Source organism: Bacillus sp. FSL R5-0416 (assembly GCF_037975425.1).
Lineage (GTDB): Bacteria > Bacillota > Bacilli > Bacillales > Bacillaceae > Bacillus > Bacillus subtilis.
The window spans coordinates 3,204,752-3,221,201 of the sequence record NZ_CP150252.1; the positions used below are offsets into that span (position 1 = coordinate 3,204,752).

The 16,450-nt window shown below is 43.5% G+C and carries 18 protein-coding genes; 11 read left to right on the forward strand and 7 right to left on the reverse strand.

All coding sequences use genetic code 11. The features are described 5' to 3' along the window. Positions 1 to 212 precede the first annotated feature (212 nt). Positions 213 to 449 carry a DUF378 domain-containing protein gene (locus NYE20_RS17140; protein WP_003220771.1) on the forward strand — a complete coding sequence of 79 codons (237 nt, stop codon included), beginning with the start codon at positions 213 to 215 and terminating at the stop codon, positions 447 to 449. A 78-nt stretch (positions 450 to 527) separates the two neighbouring features. On the opposite strand, the gene yugI is transcribed toward NYE20_RS17140, so the two are convergent. The 3 genes from yugI to NYE20_RS17155 form a co-directional block, all read right to left on the reverse strand. Beyond that, the gene (gene yugI / locus NYE20_RS17145; RefSeq protein ID WP_003228864.1) at positions 528 to 920 is read right to left on the reverse strand and encodes a S1 domain-containing post-transcriptional regulator GSP13; all 393 of its coding nucleotides are present in this window, start codon (positions 918 to 920) and stop codon (positions 528 to 530) included. Between the two features lie 201 nt (positions 921 to 1,121). Next, positions 1,122 to 2,282 carry an aminotransferase gene (locus NYE20_RS17150; protein ID WP_161621292.1) on the reverse strand — a complete coding sequence of 387 codons (1,161 nt, stop codon included), beginning with the start codon at positions 2,280 to 2,282 and terminating at the stop codon, positions 1,122 to 1,124. Then, the gene (locus NYE20_RS17155; RefSeq protein WP_009968070.1) at positions 2,283 to 2,783 is read right to left on the reverse strand and encodes an Lrp/AsnC family transcriptional regulator; all 501 of its coding nucleotides are present in this window, start codon (positions 2,781 to 2,783) and stop codon (positions 2,283 to 2,285) included. It lies immediately after the preceding gene. 147 nt (positions 2,784 to 2,930) lie between these two features. On the opposite strand from NYE20_RS17155, the gene NYE20_RS17160 reads away from it, so the two are divergent. After that, a complete protein-coding gene (locus tag NYE20_RS17160) occupies positions 2,931 to 3,752 on the forward strand; it encodes an alpha/beta hydrolase (protein WP_103804304.1) in 822 nt (273 codons plus the stop codon). Positions 3,753 to 3,776: 24 nt separating this feature from the next. Here the strand turns inward: NYE20_RS17160 and NYE20_RS17165 are convergent, their stop codons facing one another. Then, complete coding sequence (locus NYE20_RS17165; RefSeq protein ID WP_070547695.1) at positions 3,777 to 4,037, reverse strand: YugE family protein; 261 nt, start codon at positions 4,035 to 4,037, stop codon at positions 3,777 to 3,779. Between the two features lie 86 nt (positions 4,038 to 4,123). Here NYE20_RS17165 and patB point away from each other — a divergent pair, with 86 nt between their 5' ends. From patB to kapB, 3 genes are all read left to right on the forward strand, one after another. Then, positions 4,124 to 5,287, forward strand: a complete 1,164-nt coding sequence (patB, locus tag NYE20_RS17170; RefSeq protein ID WP_070547696.1) for a cystathionine beta-lyase PatB — start codon at positions 4,124 to 4,126, stop codon at positions 5,285 to 5,287. A 125-nt stretch (positions 5,288 to 5,412) separates the two neighbouring features. Further along, positions 5,413 to 6,699 (forward strand): sporulation sensor histidine kinase KinB, encoded by a 1,287-nt coding sequence (gene kinB / locus NYE20_RS17175; protein WP_015714613.1) that lies wholly within the window; start codon positions 5,413 to 5,415, stop codon positions 6,697 to 6,699. Between the two features lie 45 nt (positions 6,700 to 6,744). Further along, the gene (gene kapB / locus NYE20_RS17180) at positions 6,745 to 7,131 is read left to right on the forward strand and encodes a kinase-associated lipoprotein KapB (RefSeq protein ID WP_015714614.1); all 387 of its coding nucleotides are present in this window, start codon (positions 6,745 to 6,747) and stop codon (positions 7,129 to 7,131) included. Between the two features lie 26 nt (positions 7,132 to 7,157). Here kapB and kapD read toward each other — a convergent pair whose 3' ends face one another. Together kapD and NYE20_RS17190 are read right to left on the reverse strand one after the other, a co-directional pair. Continuing rightward, positions 7,158 to 7,775, reverse strand: coding sequence for a 3'-5' exonuclease KapD (kapD, locus tag NYE20_RS17185; RefSeq protein ID WP_014480688.1), 618 nt, complete (start codon positions 7,773 to 7,775; stop codon positions 7,158 to 7,160). A gap of 75 nt (positions 7,776 to 7,850) precedes the next feature. Continuing rightward, entirely contained in the window at positions 7,851 to 8,054 is a 204-nt protein-coding gene (locus NYE20_RS17190) for a hypothetical protein (RefSeq protein WP_003243502.1), read from the reverse strand. Between NYE20_RS17190 and NYE20_RS17195 the strand changes: the two genes are divergently transcribed. From NYE20_RS17195 to NYE20_RS17205, 3 genes are all read left to right on the forward strand, one after another. Further along, on the forward strand, positions 7,987 to 9,165 hold the full coding sequence (locus NYE20_RS17195) for a multidrug efflux MFS transporter (protein ID WP_072173680.1): 1,179 nt from the start codon (positions 7,987 to 7,989) through the stop codon (positions 9,163 to 9,165). The two genes, NYE20_RS17190 and NYE20_RS17195, sit on opposite strands and share 68 nt — an antisense overlap. Before the next feature lie 92 nt (positions 9,166 to 9,257). Further along, on the forward strand, positions 9,258 to 11,132 hold the full coding sequence (locus NYE20_RS17200; protein ID WP_010886602.1) for a transglycosylase domain-containing protein: 1,875 nt from the start codon (positions 9,258 to 9,260) through the stop codon (positions 11,130 to 11,132). Between the two features lie 20 nt (positions 11,133 to 11,152). Next, positions 11,153 to 11,566, forward strand: coding sequence for a thiol-disulfide oxidoreductase DCC family protein (locus tag NYE20_RS17205; protein WP_041850590.1), 414 nt, complete (start codon positions 11,153 to 11,155; stop codon positions 11,564 to 11,566). A gap of 223 nt (positions 11,567 to 11,789) precedes the next feature. On the opposite strand, the gene NYE20_RS17210 is transcribed toward NYE20_RS17205, so the two are convergent. After that, complete coding sequence (locus NYE20_RS17210; RefSeq protein ID WP_003228837.1) at positions 11,790 to 12,347, reverse strand: YufK family protein; 558 nt, start codon at positions 12,345 to 12,347, stop codon at positions 11,790 to 11,792. Between the two features lie 177 nt (positions 12,348 to 12,524). On the opposite strand from NYE20_RS17210, the gene maeL reads away from it, so the two are divergent. The 3 genes from maeL (at position 12,525) to nupN (ending at position 16,381) form a co-directional block, all read left to right on the forward strand. Further along, complete coding sequence (gene maeL / locus NYE20_RS17215; protein WP_161621291.1) at positions 12,525 to 14,126, forward strand: two-component system sensor histidine kinase MaeL; 1,602 nt, start codon at positions 12,525 to 12,527, stop codon at positions 14,124 to 14,126. Continuing rightward, a complete protein-coding gene (gene maeM / locus NYE20_RS17220) occupies positions 14,119 to 14,826 on the forward strand; it encodes a two-component system response regulator MaeM (RefSeq protein WP_014477821.1) in 708 nt (235 codons plus the stop codon). The genes maeL and maeM overlap by 8 nt, the downstream gene beginning before the upstream one ends. Positions 14,827 to 15,301: 475 nt before the next feature. Next, positions 15,302 to 16,381, forward strand: a complete 1,080-nt coding sequence (nupN, locus tag NYE20_RS17225; RefSeq protein WP_072173679.1) for a guanosine ABC transporter substrate-binding protein NupN — start codon at positions 15,302 to 15,304, stop codon at positions 16,379 to 16,381. The last annotated feature ends 69 nt before the right edge of the window (positions 16,382 to 16,450 follow it).

The following is a 16,450-nucleotide window of genomic DNA, read 5'->3' on the forward strand; positions in this document are numbered from 1 at the left end:
TTTTTAATTATGCAGAATGTCCTCACCACATGTAAAGCAATCAGCTCTCACCGATCAGCATACCAGATGGTTTTATTTTGCAGGATGCTGGGAAAGAAGCTGATATAAGCGAGGGCAGGCCAGCTTCCCTCATATGGAGAATGCATGTATAGATTCTCCAATATGTCACAATCTATAACTGTTTTAATAATTCATGGAGGAGGTTGCAAAACATGAGTACCATTCAAAGAATTTGTCTTGTATTAACCATCATTGGCGCCATTAACTGGGGACTGATCGGATTTTTCCAATTTGACTTAGTAGCGGCTATCTTCGGTGGCCAAGGGTCAGCTCTTTCCCGAATCATTTACGGACTTGTCGGAATCGCCGGCTTAATCAACCTCGGTCTGCTATTTAAGCCAAACGAGGAAAGATCACGTGAAGAAGCAGCAAATCCTGAAATGCGATAGGATATCAATCACGCTGAAATAGGATTTTGCATGAAATCAAAAGCACCGAACATTCCTGTCCGGTGCTTTTTTTCATGCTTATTTTTTGATAAGGTCTTTGCGGTTGGACATTTCGATCCACTCTTCAAGCTTATCTTTTAATGTGTTGAAACCTTGTGGTGTAGAAGCTTCTTCGCTTACTTGAGCAGCTTTAGGTTTTCTTGGTTTGCTTTCTTTTTTCTCAGGCGCAGCTTGTGTCGCACGAATTGAAAGGCTGATTTTGCCTTTTTCTTCATCAACAGCAAGTACTTTTACTTGTACTTCGTCGCCAACTGAAAGGTGCTCGTTGATATCTTTTACGAAACCGTGAGTCACTTCAGAAATGTGTACTAAACCTTGAGTTTCTTCATCTAATGCAACAAACGCACCATACGCTTGTAATCCTGTAACTTTACCAGTGTAAACACTGCCCACTTCAAATTTTGCTGCCATTCATAACAACTCCTAAGTTAAATTAAATATCTGTTTATACGCAATTTAAAATTATATCACACATGTCTTATTTCCGCAAAGAAAACTTTTTTATAAAAAATCAGGTTTATGCACAGCAAAAAGGGGGTAAACTGAAAATACCAAAGGCTTTCTAGTATTCCCCCCTTTTATTGGATGCGAACAAAAGGTTCGTATCTTTTTTTATGTTGTTTTGTGCAGGAAGCGTTTCATTCTGACTAACGCTTCTTGAAGCTGTTCAATCGAGGTTGCGTATGAACAACGGATATATCCCTCACCGCTCGGACCAAACACACTTCCAGGAACAACTGCCACTTTTTCCTGCGTCAGAAGCTCCTCGGCAAACTGTTCTGAACTCATCCCCGTGCTTTTAATTGATGGAAAAGCATAGAAAGCGCCGCCCGGATGATGACAGCTGAGACCGATTTCATTGAGCGATTCTACAAACAGATTCCGTCTTCTTCGATAGCTTTTTTTCATTTTTTCTACGTCTTCCATGCCGTTCTTCAGGCCTTCAAGGGCGGCAAACTGCGCCATTGCGGGCGCACACATCATCGCATACTGATGAATTTTAAGCATGGCATCCCGAAGCAAGGATGGTGCCGCGGCAAAACCGAGCCTCCAGCCCGTCATTGCAAATGCTTTTGAAAAGCCTGAGATGACTACCGTCCGTTCCTTCATTTCCGGTAATGCCGCTATACTTGTAAATTCCTCATCATATGTCAGCTCCGCGTAGATCTCGTCGGCTAAAACGATGACATCATGTTTTTTGGCAAATTCAGCAATCTCATTCAGCTCTTCCTTCGAATAAACCGAACCTGTCGGATTCGATGGTGAGCAGATGAGAATGGCCTTTGTTTTTTCAGTGACTGCCGCTTCAAAATCAGCAGCCGTTGCTTTAAATCCTTTGTCTGCCGTTGTATGAACGTGAACCGGGATACCGCCTGCCAAAGAAACAAGCGCATCGTACGCCACAAAACACGGCTCAGGAATGATGACTTCCTCACCTGGATTCACAATGGCGCGGATCGCAATATCCAAAGCCTGACTTGCCCCCACTGTCACAATCAGCTCATTATCTGGCGAGTAGCTAAGATCAAACCTGTTGCTCAAATAACGGCTGATTTCCTCCCGCAATGAGTATAAACCCGCATTGGCCGTGTATGACGTATATCCTTGTTCAAGAGAGAGAATGCTTGCTTCGCGGACATTCCACGCGGTAACAAAATCAGGCTCGCCGACGCCTAAAGAAATGACGCCTTCCATCGTTGCCGCCAAATCAAAGAATTTGCGGATGCCGGATGGCTTTATTTGTTGTACATAGTCTGATAAATACGAAGTCATTTACGGTGACACCACGATTCTTTTGTCGTCGTCTCCTGTTTCAAACACTTTGCCGTCATGCTTGTATTTTTTCAGGATAAAATGGGTTGTCGTAGATACAACTGAATCAAGCGTTGACAGTTTATCCGAAACAAAACGCGCTACGTCAGACATCGAATTGCCGCGAATCACGACAGACAAATCGTATACGCCTGACATCAGGTAAACTGATTCAACCTCTTGGAATCGGTAAATCCGTTCCGCCACTTCATCAAAACCGACGCCCCGCTTCGGCGTTACTTTGACGTCAATCATGGCCGTAACGCCCTCATGTCCGTCGACTTTTCGCCAGTCAATCATAGCGGAATAATCGATAATAACCTTTTCTTTCTCCAGTTTGTCAATAATTGTTTTCACTTCATTTACAGGGATGCCCGCCATCTTTGCGATTGTTTCTAAATCGGCGCGGCTATTTTCGTCTAAAATTTCTAATATTTCTGTTTCTTTTTCTGTCAATTTCATTTGATTCACACCTTTGCAATGTCAAGAAATCTCATGACATTATATCACGTTTTTTGACGAATGCTAAGAAAAAACGAGGAGAAACTTCCGCTAGAATTGACAATTTCAGGGCATAATACAACCATCAAAAAAAGGGAGTGACACAGAATGGAGGCGGTTTCACCAATTAGGCGGTTTACGGTCGATGGAGTCAATGTATACTACGAACATTATCAAAATCCCGGCAGGCAAACGCTGGTCTGCGTACACGGTTTTTTATCATCTGCATTCAGCTTCAGAAAAGTAATTCCTCTCCTTCGGGACAAGTACGACATCATCGCGCTTGATTTGCCTCCTTTCGGCCAATCTGAAAAATCAAGAACGTTTATCTATACCTATCAAAACCTTGCTAAGCTTGTCATTGGAATTTTGGAGCACTTGCAAGTGAAACAGGCTGTGCTTGTCGGGCATTCTATGGGCGGGCAGATATCGCTGTCTGCTGCTCTCCAAAAACCTGAGCTTTTTTCAAAGGTTGTGCTGCTTTGCAGTTCAGGGTATTTAAAACGTTCACACCCGACAATCATTTTCGGGACCCATATCCCGTATTTTCATCTTTACATCAAACGCTGGCTCTCGAAAGAAGGCGTGATGAAAAATTTATTAAATGTGGTGCATGACAAATCGCTGATTGATGAGGAGATGATCGACGGCTATGGCAGACCGTTTCAGGACGAGCAGATTTTCAAAGCCATGACAAGGTTTATCCGCCACAGAGAAGGAGATTTAGAACCCGAGCAATTGAAGAAAATGAACAAGCCTGCTCTATTGATTTGGGGCGAGGAGGATCGAATTGTCCCAATGGAGATCGGTAAACGGCTGCACGCAGATTTGCCTAATTCCGTGCTGTACTCACTTGGCCAGACCGGACATCTGGTGCCTGAAGAACGGCCTGAACTTATTTCTGAACACATTGCTGATTTTATCAATTAAAAAAACCGGTGCTGAACCGGTTTTTTAAGGCGTGCAGGAGCTGCTGTTTTTAATGAATAAAAGCTGGCCTGCCACTTCCCGGCAGCTGGCGATCGGCAGCGTTTGTTCAAAAGAAGTTTCAAATATATGCTGAATGCTTTTCGCCAGCACGTCGGGATCGTCTTCATCATAGACTGCCTGCACGACATCAACAGCCTCCGTTTCGTAAAACTCTTCTCCATATTTAAACGGGTCCCATTTGGCAATGATCTTAATCATTTCCCTGACCGCTTGACTTTCTTCCATATTCATCACCGCTTATAATAAAATTTGCAGTTCTATCTTATCATAGTGAAGCTTAGAAGAATAAACATACATGAGGGGGTAACAGAATGAACTTTGATAAACGAGAAGAACGCCTTGGCACCCAATCGGTCAAATGGGATAAAACAGGTGAATTATTTGGCGTGACAGACGCCCTCCCGATGTGGGTGGCGGATATGGATTTTCGCGCCCCGGAAGCGATAACTGAAGCGTTAAAAGAGCGTCTTGACCACGGTATTTTTGGTTATACAACTCCAGATCAAAAAACGAAGGATGCTGTGTGCGGATGGATGCAAAACAGGCACGGCTGGAAGGTAAATCCGGAAAGCATCACATTCAGCCCCGGCGTTGTAACAGCTTTGAGCATGGCGGTACAAGCTTTTACGGAGCCTGGCGATCAAGTAGTTGTTCAGCCTCCAGTTTATACGCCTTTTTACCATATGGTGGAGAAAAACGGCCGGCACATTTTACATAATCCGCTGCTAGAAAAAGACGGCGCATATGCAATGGATTTTGAAGATTTGGAGACAAAGCTTAGTGACCCAAGCGTTACATTGTTTATTTTATGCAATCCTCATAACCCTTCTGGGCGTTCATGGAGCCGGGAAGATTTACTGAAGCTAGGCGAATTGTGCCTTGAGCATGGCGTCACAGTTGTATCGGATGAAATCCATTCCGATTTAATGCTGTACGGACATAAACACACGCCGTTCGCTTCGCTCTCTGACGATTTCGCTGATATTTCTGTGACATGTGCTGCTCCAAGCAAAACATTTAATATCGCCGGATTGCAGGCTTCAGCGATCATTATTCCGGATCGCCTGAAGCGCGCCAAGTTTTCCGCAAGCCTTCAGCGCAATGGTTTAGGCGGACTGAACGCGTTTGCCGTCACTGCAATCGAAGCCGCGTATTCAAAAGGCGGACCGTGGCTTGATGAATTGATCTCTTACATTGAGAAAAACATGAACGAAGCGGAAGCCTTTTTGAGCAACGAGCTGCCAAAGGTCAAAATGATGAAGCCGGATGCATCATACTTGATTTGGCTCGACTTCAGCGCTTACGGCTTGTCCGATGCAGAGCTTCAGCAAAGAATGCTAAAAAAAGGAAAAGTTATTTTAGAGCCCGGGACGAAATACGGGCCTGGCGGAGAAGGATTTATGCGCCTGAACGCGGGATGCTCTCTTGCAACCCTGCAGGACGGCCTGCGCCGCATCAAAGCCGCATTATCGTAAATATAGCTGTAAACGCCTTTACGTCTTCATTTGTAAAGGCGTTCTTAATAAAGGAATTTTATATTTTACTTCTAATATTTAGTGTTATAATAGATTCATATTTTATACGAAAGGATTTCACACGAATGGAAATTCTAAAAGACTATCTTCTGCATATCTGCTTTATTTTGTTTCCTATTCTTCTTTACCAAGTGTTTTGGCTTGGAAAACCTGCGATTCTTGTGCCAAAAATAAACAGCGGTTTGGTCACGCTCTTCGCCTGCGGCGCCTCCGTTTTATGCATTATTTTCCCGATTCATGAAATGGACTACATACAATACGGCCTTCAGATGATTCCCGTTATCATTTGTTTATTTTACATTAGTACCGCTTCCGGACTTACAGTCGCCGCATCTGTCCTATGTTTTGAACTGCTTTTTTACGAACCTTCCGCAATGTTTGTTTTCACTTTGCTGCCTTTTCTTATCATTATCCCAATCTTATTTCAGAAAAAATGGCCATTCATGTCCAAAGCGAAAAAACTGCTGCTGTCTTTATTGATCAGCTGCGTGGAGATTTTCCTATTTTTCGCCTCAAGCTGGATTCTTTCCGCCTTGAATATTTTAAATTTTCAAAAATCAGGAATTTTCGTTTACGAGGCGGCAGTCTCAGGGCTTTTCCGCTCCAGTGTTCTTCTATTAAGCATCTATATTATCGAAAGCATCGCCGAAAATATCGCCCTGCGCTCACAGCTTATCCATTCTGAAAAAATGACGATTGTGAGTGAACTGGCAGCGAGCGTCGCCCATGAGGTCAGGAATCCGCTGACAGTTGTCCGCGGGTTTGTCCAGCTGCTTTTTAATGATGAAACCCTACAAAACAAGTCGAGTGCAGATTACAAAAAGCTTGTACTGTCAGAGCTTGACCGGGCGCAAGGCATTATTACAAACTATCTCGATATGGCCAAACAGCAATTATACGAAAAAGAGGTTTTTGACCTATCAGCCCTTATCAAAGAGACAAGCTCCCTTATGGTGTCGTACGCCAATTACAAGTCAGTAACCGTCGAGGCTGAAACAGAACCGGACCTTTTGATATACGGAGACGCAACAAAGCTGAAGCAGGCTGTCATCAACCTGATGAAAAACAGTATTGAAGCGGTTCCTCACGGGAAGGGTGTGATCCACATATCAGCCAAAAGAAACGGCCATACGATTATGATTAACATCACAGACAATGGGGTCGGGATGACAGACCATCAAATGCAAAAACTCGGCGAACCTTATTATTCCTTAAAAACGAACGGAACGGGACTCGGCCTCACCGTAACCTTTTCCATTATTGAACATCATCACGGGACCATTTCATTTAACAGCAGCTTCCAAAAAGGCACTACGGTGACCATTAAGCTTCCCGCTGATCTTCCTCACTAGCAAATCGATTGGAACTTTAATAGAATGAATGCGAGGTGATGACAGATGAGCACGTTTGAGACAGGCTCTATCGTTAAAGGATTTTACAAAACAGGTGTATACATAGGAGAAATCACGGCTTGCAGGCCGCAGCACTATTTAGTGAAAGTGAAAGCGGTTCTTACCCATCCCTCTCAAGGAGACCTTCATCATCCAAAACAGGCGGATGTGCCATTTTTTCATGAGAGAAAAGCGCTCGCATATGGTGAACAGACCAATATCCCCCACCATATGGTGAAGCCTTATGACGGTGAAGTGCCGGATTATACCGAATCTCTGCGGGAGGCGACAGCACAGCTGAGAGCCAAATTGAATGAGGATGGTTCGGAGTGGGCAAAACGCTCCCTTCATAATCTGGACATTTTAGAAAAAGAATATTTTAACCGGCCATAACCCAGTCTGACAAAAGATTGGGTTTTTCACGTCGCGCGCTTGAACAGTTCGGTTAAATCGATTCTTTCGCCGATTGTGGGCGGTTTCGGCTTTTCGAGATACTGCTTATCCTGCTCAACAAGCTTAAAAAGTTTATATGCTGTGAGGGCATCATCAAGCGCTTTATGATGGGTGCCGGTTCCGGAATCTCCATACTCTTCGGCAGCTTTCCATAAACCCGTCAATGTCCGGTCTCCAAAAAAGTTTTTGTATTCAAGCGATAAATCTCTCATTTCTCCCTTAAACGGGAAAGGGATATGGTTAAACATACAGTTTTGCTTCAGCACTTTCATATCCATGTTTCCCCACGTAATAATTGTGCTGTTTTTCTCAGGATCCAGCTCGTTTAGTTTACGGATGAAATCCTCGAATCTCATTCCTTCGTCTACCTGTTTTTGGGTTATTTTTAAAAATGATTTGCAGCGTTTCGTAAGCTTCGGGAACTTTTTCGGTCTAACATAGCTAGAAAACGTCTCAACCACTTCATCATCAATCGACTTTACAATTCCGGCTTCAATGATTTCCGGGAAGAAGTTTTGAGGACTGTACTTTCCATCAGGCATCGTAAATTCGAAATCAATAATGAGTAAGCTGTTTGTCGTCACCTTTTTACACCTGCCTTTCCTCCGATCAGAAAATGCTATCTTTATAGTATATCAATTCCCCTTCTCGACATTTCTTCATTTTCTAAAAATAATGAATTTTCCCAGCCGCTTCGTTTCTTTTAAATTATGAATCGTTTCTTTATAATTAGTAAGGAACCCGAAATAATAAGAAGGTGATGTTATTTCTATCCGTAAGAAAAACTTTGTCATAGTGTGGCTGGCGAACTTTTTTGTCTCCGCTAGCACAACGATGATCGTTCCTTTTCTCTCCTTATACATTGAGACGCTCAGCTCTTTTTCAAACGGCTTTGTGCAAAGGTGGAGCGGCTATGTGTTCGGCATTACATTTCTCATGGCGTTTTTGGTATCCCCGTTTTGGGGACGGTTCGGAGACAAACGCGGATACAAGAAAATCCTTATGGCAACCGGAACGGGCATTGCCCTCAGCATTTTCTTCATGGGCTTTGTTACATCGGTGTACCAATTGTTTTTTCTGCGTATGGCAATGGGTCTTGTAACCGGATTCATCCCGACTTCTCTTGCGATGATTTCGGCACAGACTCCGAAGAGCTCAGCCGGCAAAACACTTGGCACGCTGCAAATGGGGCAAGTGTCCGGAAGCTTGTTCGGCCCGCTTTTGGGAGGCATGCTTGCTGATCGTTTCGGCTTTACGTATACCTTTTTTATCACATCCTTTGTGATTTTCTCGTCTGTTCTTCTCGTGTTATTTGGTGTCAAAGAAAAGCCTCTTGCAGAGAAAACAGCCAAACGTACGTCTTACTCGAGAAAAGAAGTGCTCTCCTATATTTTTCACCAGCCCGCACTGTGGGTCATGATGCTGTTAACCATGCTGATTCAAACAGGCAATTTCAGTATCCAGCCTCTGCTCGCTTTATATGTAAATGAGCTGCACGGACCTGTCAATCTTGCCTTTTTCTCCGGCATGGCATTTTCAGCAACGGGGCTCGGAAGTTTGCTGCTGGCTAGAAAATGGGGTGATCTGGGCGACCGCTACGGCCATCGCCGCATTTTAATCGGACTTTTGCTCGCCGCCTCTTTCTTTTTTATTCCGCAGGCGCTCGCGTCCTCACTCAGCGTGCTCCTTGTTTTCAGATTTTTATTCGGAATGGCGATGGGCGGTTTGCTGCCATGCATTACGGCAGCGATCCGCGTTCAGGCTCCCGGCAGCATTCAAGGTGAAGTTCTCGGCTACAATGTCAGCTTTCGCTTTTTAGGAAACGTGCTCGGGCCTCTGCTCGGCGGAATCATATCGAGCCATTTTACCATTTCGGCCACCTTTTACGTCACGGCGTTTCTCTTTTTCGCCGGCGCCTGCATGCTTTGGATCATGCAGAAACTTCGGAAAGATTCTTATGCCAAAGCAAGCTGATTCCGAGAAAAAACTGAGGAATCTTCTAAATTTAACCTTCTCGTAATCTCAAAAGAATGGTACGATATGGCTAGAATTTAGGAGAAAAGAGAGTGACCATGTTACGAAAAATAATCGGATGGATTTTGCTCCTTTGCATAATCCCATTGTTTGCATTTACAGTTATCGCTTCCGGAAAAGAAGTAAAACAAATGAAGTCCCTGGATCAGGTGCTTGATAAAAATATTGATCTGAAAGATATCAGCCTTGTTCAGAACAGCTACATGTATGACAGGGACGGCTCCCTTGTCTCGGAAATCGTTAGCGACCACGAAAACCGTGTGCTCGTTCCATTTAACAAGATTCCCGAGGAAGTCAAACAGATTTTCTTAACATCTGAGGACCGCCATTTTTACGAGCATAAAGGCTTTGACTTTATGGGAATGGTGCGGGCTACTGCTTCTAACGTAAAAGACAAGAAAATTGACCAGGGTGCCAGCACCATCACACAGCAGCTTTCAAGAAACTTGTATTTGAGCCACGAACGCTCCTTCAGCCGCAAGCTGACAGAGCTCGCGTATTCCTATCAGCTGGAGAAAAAATATACGAAAAATGAAATTCTTGAAGCTTACTTAAATACCATTTATTTCAACAACGGTGTTTACGGCGTCGGTTCAGCAGCTCAATTCTATTTCAGCAAACCGCTGAAATCTCTCACAGTGGGAGAAATGGCTTTTATCTGTGCTATACCTAATAACCCTACATTATATGATCCTCTCAAGCATTTTGACTACACGAAAAGCCGTCAAGAACGTTTGCTTAAAGGGCTAAAAGATGCCGGGGTCATTACGGACAAAGAGCTGAAAAAAGCCGTAAAACAAAAAATCAAACTGGATGTTGAAAAAAGAGAAGACAAATATCCTGACTACGTTTCCTACGTCAATGATGAATTCACTCAGCTGGTGTCTGAATCAGAAGGCTTTGATAAACGCCTTCAAAAAGCATCAGGAAAACAAAAAGAAAAGATCGAGAACGAGCTGTCCGCAAGAGTCAGCACGCTGATGAAAGACGGTGTGAAAATTTATACTGCACTTGATCCGTACATGCAAAATCAAGTTGTGGCACAAATGAATTCCAAGCTCCCGTATGCGGACGTACAGGGCGGAGCGGCTGTGATTAATCACCAGACGCATCAAATCATCGCTCTATCCGGCGGGAAAAACTATCAAAAATATGACTTTAACCGCGCCTACCAGGCGTACAGGCAGCCGGGTTCATCCATTAAGCCGCTTCTTGATTACGGCCCTTATATTGAACAGACCGGCGCGACAACAAGCAGCACCATTGATGCCAGCAAGTTTTGCAGCAAAGACTACTGTCCGCAAAACTACAATAACCGCACTTACGGCACAGTGACGCTTGATACGGCGTTTAAAAATTCATATAATACCCCAGCTATTAGAATGCTCGACCGCGTCGGCATCCAAAAGGCATTCAGTTATATTGAGCCTTATCATTTTGCCAAACTTGTCGACAGTGACTATCTTCTTCCGGCGGCGCTTGGCGGATTTACAAACGGCATGACGCCTCTTGAGATGACAAAGGCTTATACGACATTCGGAAACAGCGGAAGCTATACGCCGAGCCATGCGATTACAAAGGTGACAGACCTTAAAGGAAAAACGCTTTATAAATGGAATGATAAAGCGACTCAAATATTCAGCGTCCGCACGAACATGCAGCTGAAAAAACTGATGTCTTCCGTTGTGAAAAGCGGAACAGGGAAAAAAGCATATTTCAATGCGCCTTACATCGGCGGTAAAACCGGAACATCAAATGATTATCACGATATGTGGTTTGTCGGCCTGACTGATACGTATACAATGGGTGTCTGGGTCGGAAAGGATACACCGACCAGCGTTGAATATCTTCACAGCATCAGCCCTCAGCTTTCCATCTGGAAAGGAACGCTGCAAGCGGCTTATTAAAGGATCGGAGGGGATATGGGGTGACTTCAGAACAAATTCCAAATCGCGTTTTGCTGTTTGACGGTGTCTGCAATTTATGCAATGGCGCCGTGCAGTTTATTATTAAACGTGATCCGGACGGATTGATTTCTTTCACATCGCTGCAGTCGGAAACAGGACAGAGCCTGCTGAAAAAAAGCGGGCTTCCGACTGATCGGCTTGACAGCTTTGTCTTTATTGAAGACGGCCAAGTGTACACAAAGTCAACTGCAGCCATTAAGGTTTTCAGGCATCTGCGAGGCCCATGGCGGCTCTTCGTCCTGTTTTTCGCAGTGCCGAAGCCTGTCAGAGATATGGTCTATTCTTTCATTGCCAACAACCGCTATAAGTGGTTTGGCAAAAAAAATGAATGTATGCTCCCCTCCCCTTCTATTAAAAAAAGATTTTTACCGTAAATAAAAAATGGCTAGGAAGCTAGCCATCACAGATTGTTGACAAAATCCTAAAACGACTTCGTTTTAGGATTTTGTCATCTTTTCAGCGTGATTGAAAACTTTTGAAGTCGATGAAGAGCGAGCATTGGATGTGAAACGGCGGAAACCTGAGAATCTAGCCGCCGTTTTATTGCGTATAGAGCACGAAGCGCAAATCTGACCACCAAACGCTGAAATGGCTAGCTTACACAGGTAAGCTAGCCATTATGCTATTATAAAGCTTGATAAATATGAACAGAATACCGATAACAAAGGTAAACCAAAACAGCAGTTCCAATAGAATGAACCCGACTAATGACATGAGAGAAAGCGTCGAATAAATCCGGTATACGGTAAACACAAAGTAAGCGAGCGTGACGACCGCAAACCAGATCACAATCCAAATGACATTTTGCAAGAGCACAAAGGATAAAATCCCGCCGCCCAAATAAATCATGGAACCCATTCTGAGTTTTTTCAGGTTGTTCCCTTCCGGATCATTAGCAAAAAACAGCAATGACAGCTCGGTCACGGTATTTGCAATTAATTTCAGAGCGGACAGAACCATAAAATATAAAAGTGCAAAGGCAGCAAATAACGCAAGCCTGATTCCTTTCTCTGAAAAATAATCGAGCATTCCATCATACATTCCAAATGAAGACAGCATCTTCAACGCATAAAGTGAAGTTGAGATGGATAAGGACGAACTAAAAAGCAGGATCGCAATCAGCGGAAAATATCCTGTCAAATAAGTATTTTTCATATAAAAAAGTCCCTTTCTATAATCTACCTCATTTATTATGGAGGACTTAAAACACATTGACAAGATAAATTATTCCATTTTTTCTCCTTTTTACGAATTACGGTCCCAAATCTTCACAAAGCAGCATTTTGAGAGTAAAGTAGTACGCAGGAATCATAAAACGTAAGGAAGTTTTATATGAAAAAAACATTAAAACTGCAAACCAGACTCACCATATTTGTTTGTATCGTTGTATTAATCGCATTGCTCATTACGTTTTTTACAGTCGGTGCCCAAACCACCAAACGAATTAGAGATCAGGAAAAGGCCACTGCGCTGCAGACTGCTGAAATGGTAGCTGAGGCGCCGATGACAGCCGCTGCTTTAGAAAGCGGAAAAAAACAAAAGGAACTGCAGAGCTACACAAAGCGGGTTCAGAAAATTACCGGCACGGAATTTGTTGTCGTCATGGATATGAACGGTATCCGCAAAACTCATCCTGACCCGAGCAAAATCGGAAAAAAATTCAGAGGCGGTGATGAGTCCGAGGTATTAAAAGGGCATGTCCATATCAGCACAGCCTCTGGCACGCTCGGGAAATCGCAGAGAGCGTTCGTCCCTGTCTACGCAGGGAATGGAAAACAGGTCGGTGCAGTCGCGGTCGGCATCACCGTAAATGAAATTGATGAAGTGATCAGCCATAGCTTACGGCCGCTTTACTTTATTATTTGCGTCAGCATCTTCGTCGGTGTGATCGGAGCTGTTATCGTCGCCCGTACGGTGAAAAATATCATGTACGGACTTGAACCTTATGAAATTGCGACTCTGCTTGAAGAACGGAGCGCGATGCTGGAATCGACGAAGGAAGGAATACTCGCTGTCGATGAACATGGCAAAATTAAACTTGCCAACGCGGAAGCAAAGCGTCTATTCGTCAAAATGGGCATCAACACAAATCCCATTGATCAGGATGTAGATGACATCTTGCCGAAAAGCCGCTTGAAAAAGGTCATTGAGACAAAAAAACCTCTTCAAGACAGAGACGTCCGCATTAACGGGCTGGAGCTTGTGTTTAATGAAGTTCCTATCCAGCTGAAAGGACAAACTGTCGGAGCGATTGCAACATTCCGCGACAAGACCGAGGTAAAACATTTAGCTGAACAGCTTTCCGGTGTTAAAATGTATGCAAACGCACTGAGAGCGCAGTCTCATGAATTTATGAACAAACTGCATGTGATATTAGGGCTCGTCCAGCTGAAAGAGTATGACGATCTTGGAGATTATATTAAAGATATTGCCATACAGCAAAAATCAGAAACAAGTGAAATTATAAATGATGTCAAAAGCTCCGTACTGGCCGGTTTTCTGCTTGGAAAGCAAAGCTTTATACGTGAGCAGGGCGCAAATCTTGATATTGAATGCAACGGTGTCATCCCGAACGCGGCAGACCCTTCTGTCATCCATGAACTTATTACAATCATCGGAAATCTCATCAACAATGGCTTAGACGCTGTTGCCGATATGCCGAAAAAACAAATCACCATGTCCATGCGCTTCCATAACAGCATACTTGATATTGAAATTACCGATACTGGAGCAGGCATGTCTGAAGAAGACCAAGCCAAAGTATTTGAACAAGGCTATTCAACAAAGGGCAAAAACCGGGGATTCGGCCTTTATTTCACACAGCAAAGCATCGAAAATTTAAAAGGCCAAATGATCCTCACAAGCGAAAAGAATGAAGGAACGACATTCAGTATTCGCATCCCGTACGAACCGAAGGAGGAAAATCATGATTAATGTACTAATAGTTGAAGATGACCCCATGGTGGGTGAATTAAATAAACGATACTTAAGCCAAATAGATGGCTTTCAGCTGAAAGGCATCGCTTCTTCCTTTCAAAGCGCTCTGCATATTTTAGGCGAGCATCATATCGACCTCATTTTGCTTGATATTTATATGCCGGGAAAAAACGGGCTGGAACTGCTGACGGAATTGAGAGCCCAAAATGAAGCGGTTGACGTGATTGTCATCTCAGCGGCCAGCGAGCTTGACGTAATCAAGAAAACACTTCGGTACGGAGCTGTTGATTATTTAATCAAACCGTTTGAATTTGAACGATTCCAAACGGCTCTGTCTGATTACAGACGAAAACAAAAGGTGTATTCAACCCATCGCAACATGAGCCAAAAAGAACTGGACGCCGAGCTTTTTCAAAAGAAAGAAGCAACAGAAAAAGTGCAGCTTCCTAAAGGCCTGACAAAAAGCACGCTGAAGCTGATCTGGTCCAGTATCCAGTCATTTGAAAATGAATCTTTTACGACAGAAGACTTGGCAAAGCACACAGAAATCTCTCAAGTATCCATACGAAAATACTTAAAGTTTCTTGAAGATATACAGGTTCTGAATGTAGAAATGGCGTACGGAACGATCGGAAGACCTGTGTTTCAGTACAACGTCAACAACAGTAACCTTAACGGAATAAAGCAATATCTATAAGAAAAACGCACTGCTTGCTTTGAGCAGTGCGTTTTTCCTGTCATATCTCTTGCCAAGATGCTTGATTCTATTGTTGAAAAGTTATACAAGAATAACAAAGGGCCTTTCAACATTTTTAAGCAAACAATTCTAAAAATAGATACTTTTTAAAAAATTATGCGAAATTCTATTTATTTCTTATTAGTTAAATGATAAATTATGATTGGTAAGTTGATCCCGAAAAACTAAGTCATAAGTCTTACTTCAGAAAACGATGTCACGGTTTTCCGCCCGGAACGCCTTCCACATCCTTCTCTTCCCCGCCTTTCGAAGGAAATACTCACACCACGCTTATTCAGGGAAGAATAGAACTGTCTCAGCGCATTCCATTTGTTATTATCAGAAAATTTTATCGATTCTAAGAAATTGTTCAGGACAGCCCATCACATGACTGGCCGGATCAGCTTTGAACCAAATTTTTCTGGGGGGTTATATCTTGAATAAACGAAAAATCGGATTGGCGATGTCACTTGTGATCGCAGCAGGCACCATATTAGGAGCATGCGGAAACAGCGAAAAAAGCAACGGCTCAGGCGAAGGCAAAAACAAATTCAGTGTGGCGATGGTTACTGACGTAGGCGGAGTGGATGACAAATCCTTCAACCAATCAGCCTGGGAAGGCATCCAAGCCTTTGGGAAAGAGAATGGGCTGAAAAAAGGCAAAAACGGTTACGACTATCTTCAATCCAAATCAGATGCAGACTATACAACGAACTTAAATAAATTGGCGCGTGAGAATTTTGACTTAATTTACGGCGTCGGCTACTTAATGGAGGATTCAATCAGCGAAATTGCTGACCAGCGCAAAAATACAAACTTTGCGATTATAGATGCTGTTGTCGATAAAGACAACGTCGCAAGTATTACGTTTAAAGAGCAGGAAGGCTCATTTCTCGTCGGAGTGGCCGCAGCCCTATCAAGCAAATCAGGAAAAATCGGCTTTGTAGGCGGCATGGAATCAGAGTTAATCAAAAAATTCGAGGTCGGCTTCCGTGCCGGCGTGCAAGCAGTTAACCCTAAAGCCGTTGTAGAAGTGAAATACGCAGGAGGTTTCGATAAAGCCGATGTCGGCAAAGCAACCGCCGAAAGCATGTATAAATCAGGCGTAGATGTTATTTATCACTCTGCGGGCGCCACTGGCACAGGCGTCTTTACTGAAGCGAAAAACCTGAAGAAAGAAGATCCAAAACGCGATGTCTGGGTCATCGGTGTCGATAAGGACCAATACGCAGAAGGCCAGGTAGAAGGAACAGATGATAACGTCACCCTCACTTCCATGGTGAAAAAAGTAGATACAGTCGTTGAAGATGTAACGAAAAAAGCGAGTGACGGAAAGTTCCCGGGCGGCGAAACACTTACCTACGGGCTTGATCAAGACGGAGTCGGCATTTCTCCATCTAAACAAAATCTATCGGATGATGTGATCAAAGCGGTCGATAAATGGAAGAAAAAAATCATCGACGGATTGGAAGTCCCGGCAACTGAGAAAGAGCTGAAAACCTTCAAAGCTAAATAAGAATCGCAGGGATAAGGAGGTCGAGCCCTTATCCCTTGTTTTTCTTTTATTTCGAAATAAAGGAGCGGT

Bases quoted from the DNA above. Each gene is read 5' to 3' on its own strand.
- NYE20_RS17150 (WP_161621292.1), bottom strand. From the start codon at position 2,282: ATGACTTCGTATTTATCAGACTATGTACAACAAATAAAGCCATCCGGC.
- maeM (WP_014477821.1), top strand. From the start codon at position 14,119: ATGATTAATGTACTAATAGTTGAAGATGACCCCATGGTGGGTGAATTA.
- maeL (WP_161621291.1), top strand. From the start codon at position 12,525: ATGAAAAAAACATTAAAACTGCAAACCAGACTCACCATATTTGTTTGT.
- NYE20_RS17210 (WP_003228837.1), bottom strand. From the start codon at position 12,347: ATGAAAAATACTTATTTGACAGGATATTTTCCGCTGATTGCGATCCTG.
- kapB (WP_015714614.1), top strand. From the start codon at position 6,745: ATGAGCACGTTTGAGACAGGCTCTATCGTTAAAGGATTTTACAAAACA.
- NYE20_RS17155 (WP_009968070.1), bottom strand. From the start codon at position 2,783: ATGAAATTGACAGAAAAAGAAACAGAAATATTAGAAATTTTAGACGAA.
- kinB (WP_015714613.1), top strand. From the start codon at position 5,413: ATGGAAATTCTAAAAGACTATCTTCTGCATATCTGCTTTATTTTGTTT.
- NYE20_RS17160 (WP_103804304.1), top strand. From the start codon at position 2,931: ATGGAGGCGGTTTCACCAATTAGGCGGTTTACGGTCGATGGAGTCAAT.
- NYE20_RS17140 (WP_003220771.1), top strand. From the start codon at position 213: ATGAGTACCATTCAAAGAATTTGTCTTGTATTAACCATCATTGGCGCC.
- NYE20_RS17165 (WP_070547695.1), bottom strand. From the start codon at position 4,037: ATGGAAGAAAGTCAAGCGGTCAGGGAAATGATTAAGATCATTGCCAAA.
- NYE20_RS17190 (WP_003243502.1), bottom strand. From the start codon at position 8,054: ATGTATAAGGAGAGAAAAGGAACGATCATCGTTGTGCTAGCGGAGACA.
- patB (WP_070547696.1), top strand. From the start codon at position 4,124: ATGAACTTTGATAAACGAGAAGAACGCCTTGGCACCCAATCGGTCAAA.
- yugI (WP_003228864.1), bottom strand. From the start codon at position 920: ATGGCAGCAAAATTTGAAGTGGGCAGTGTTTACACTGGTAAAGTTACA.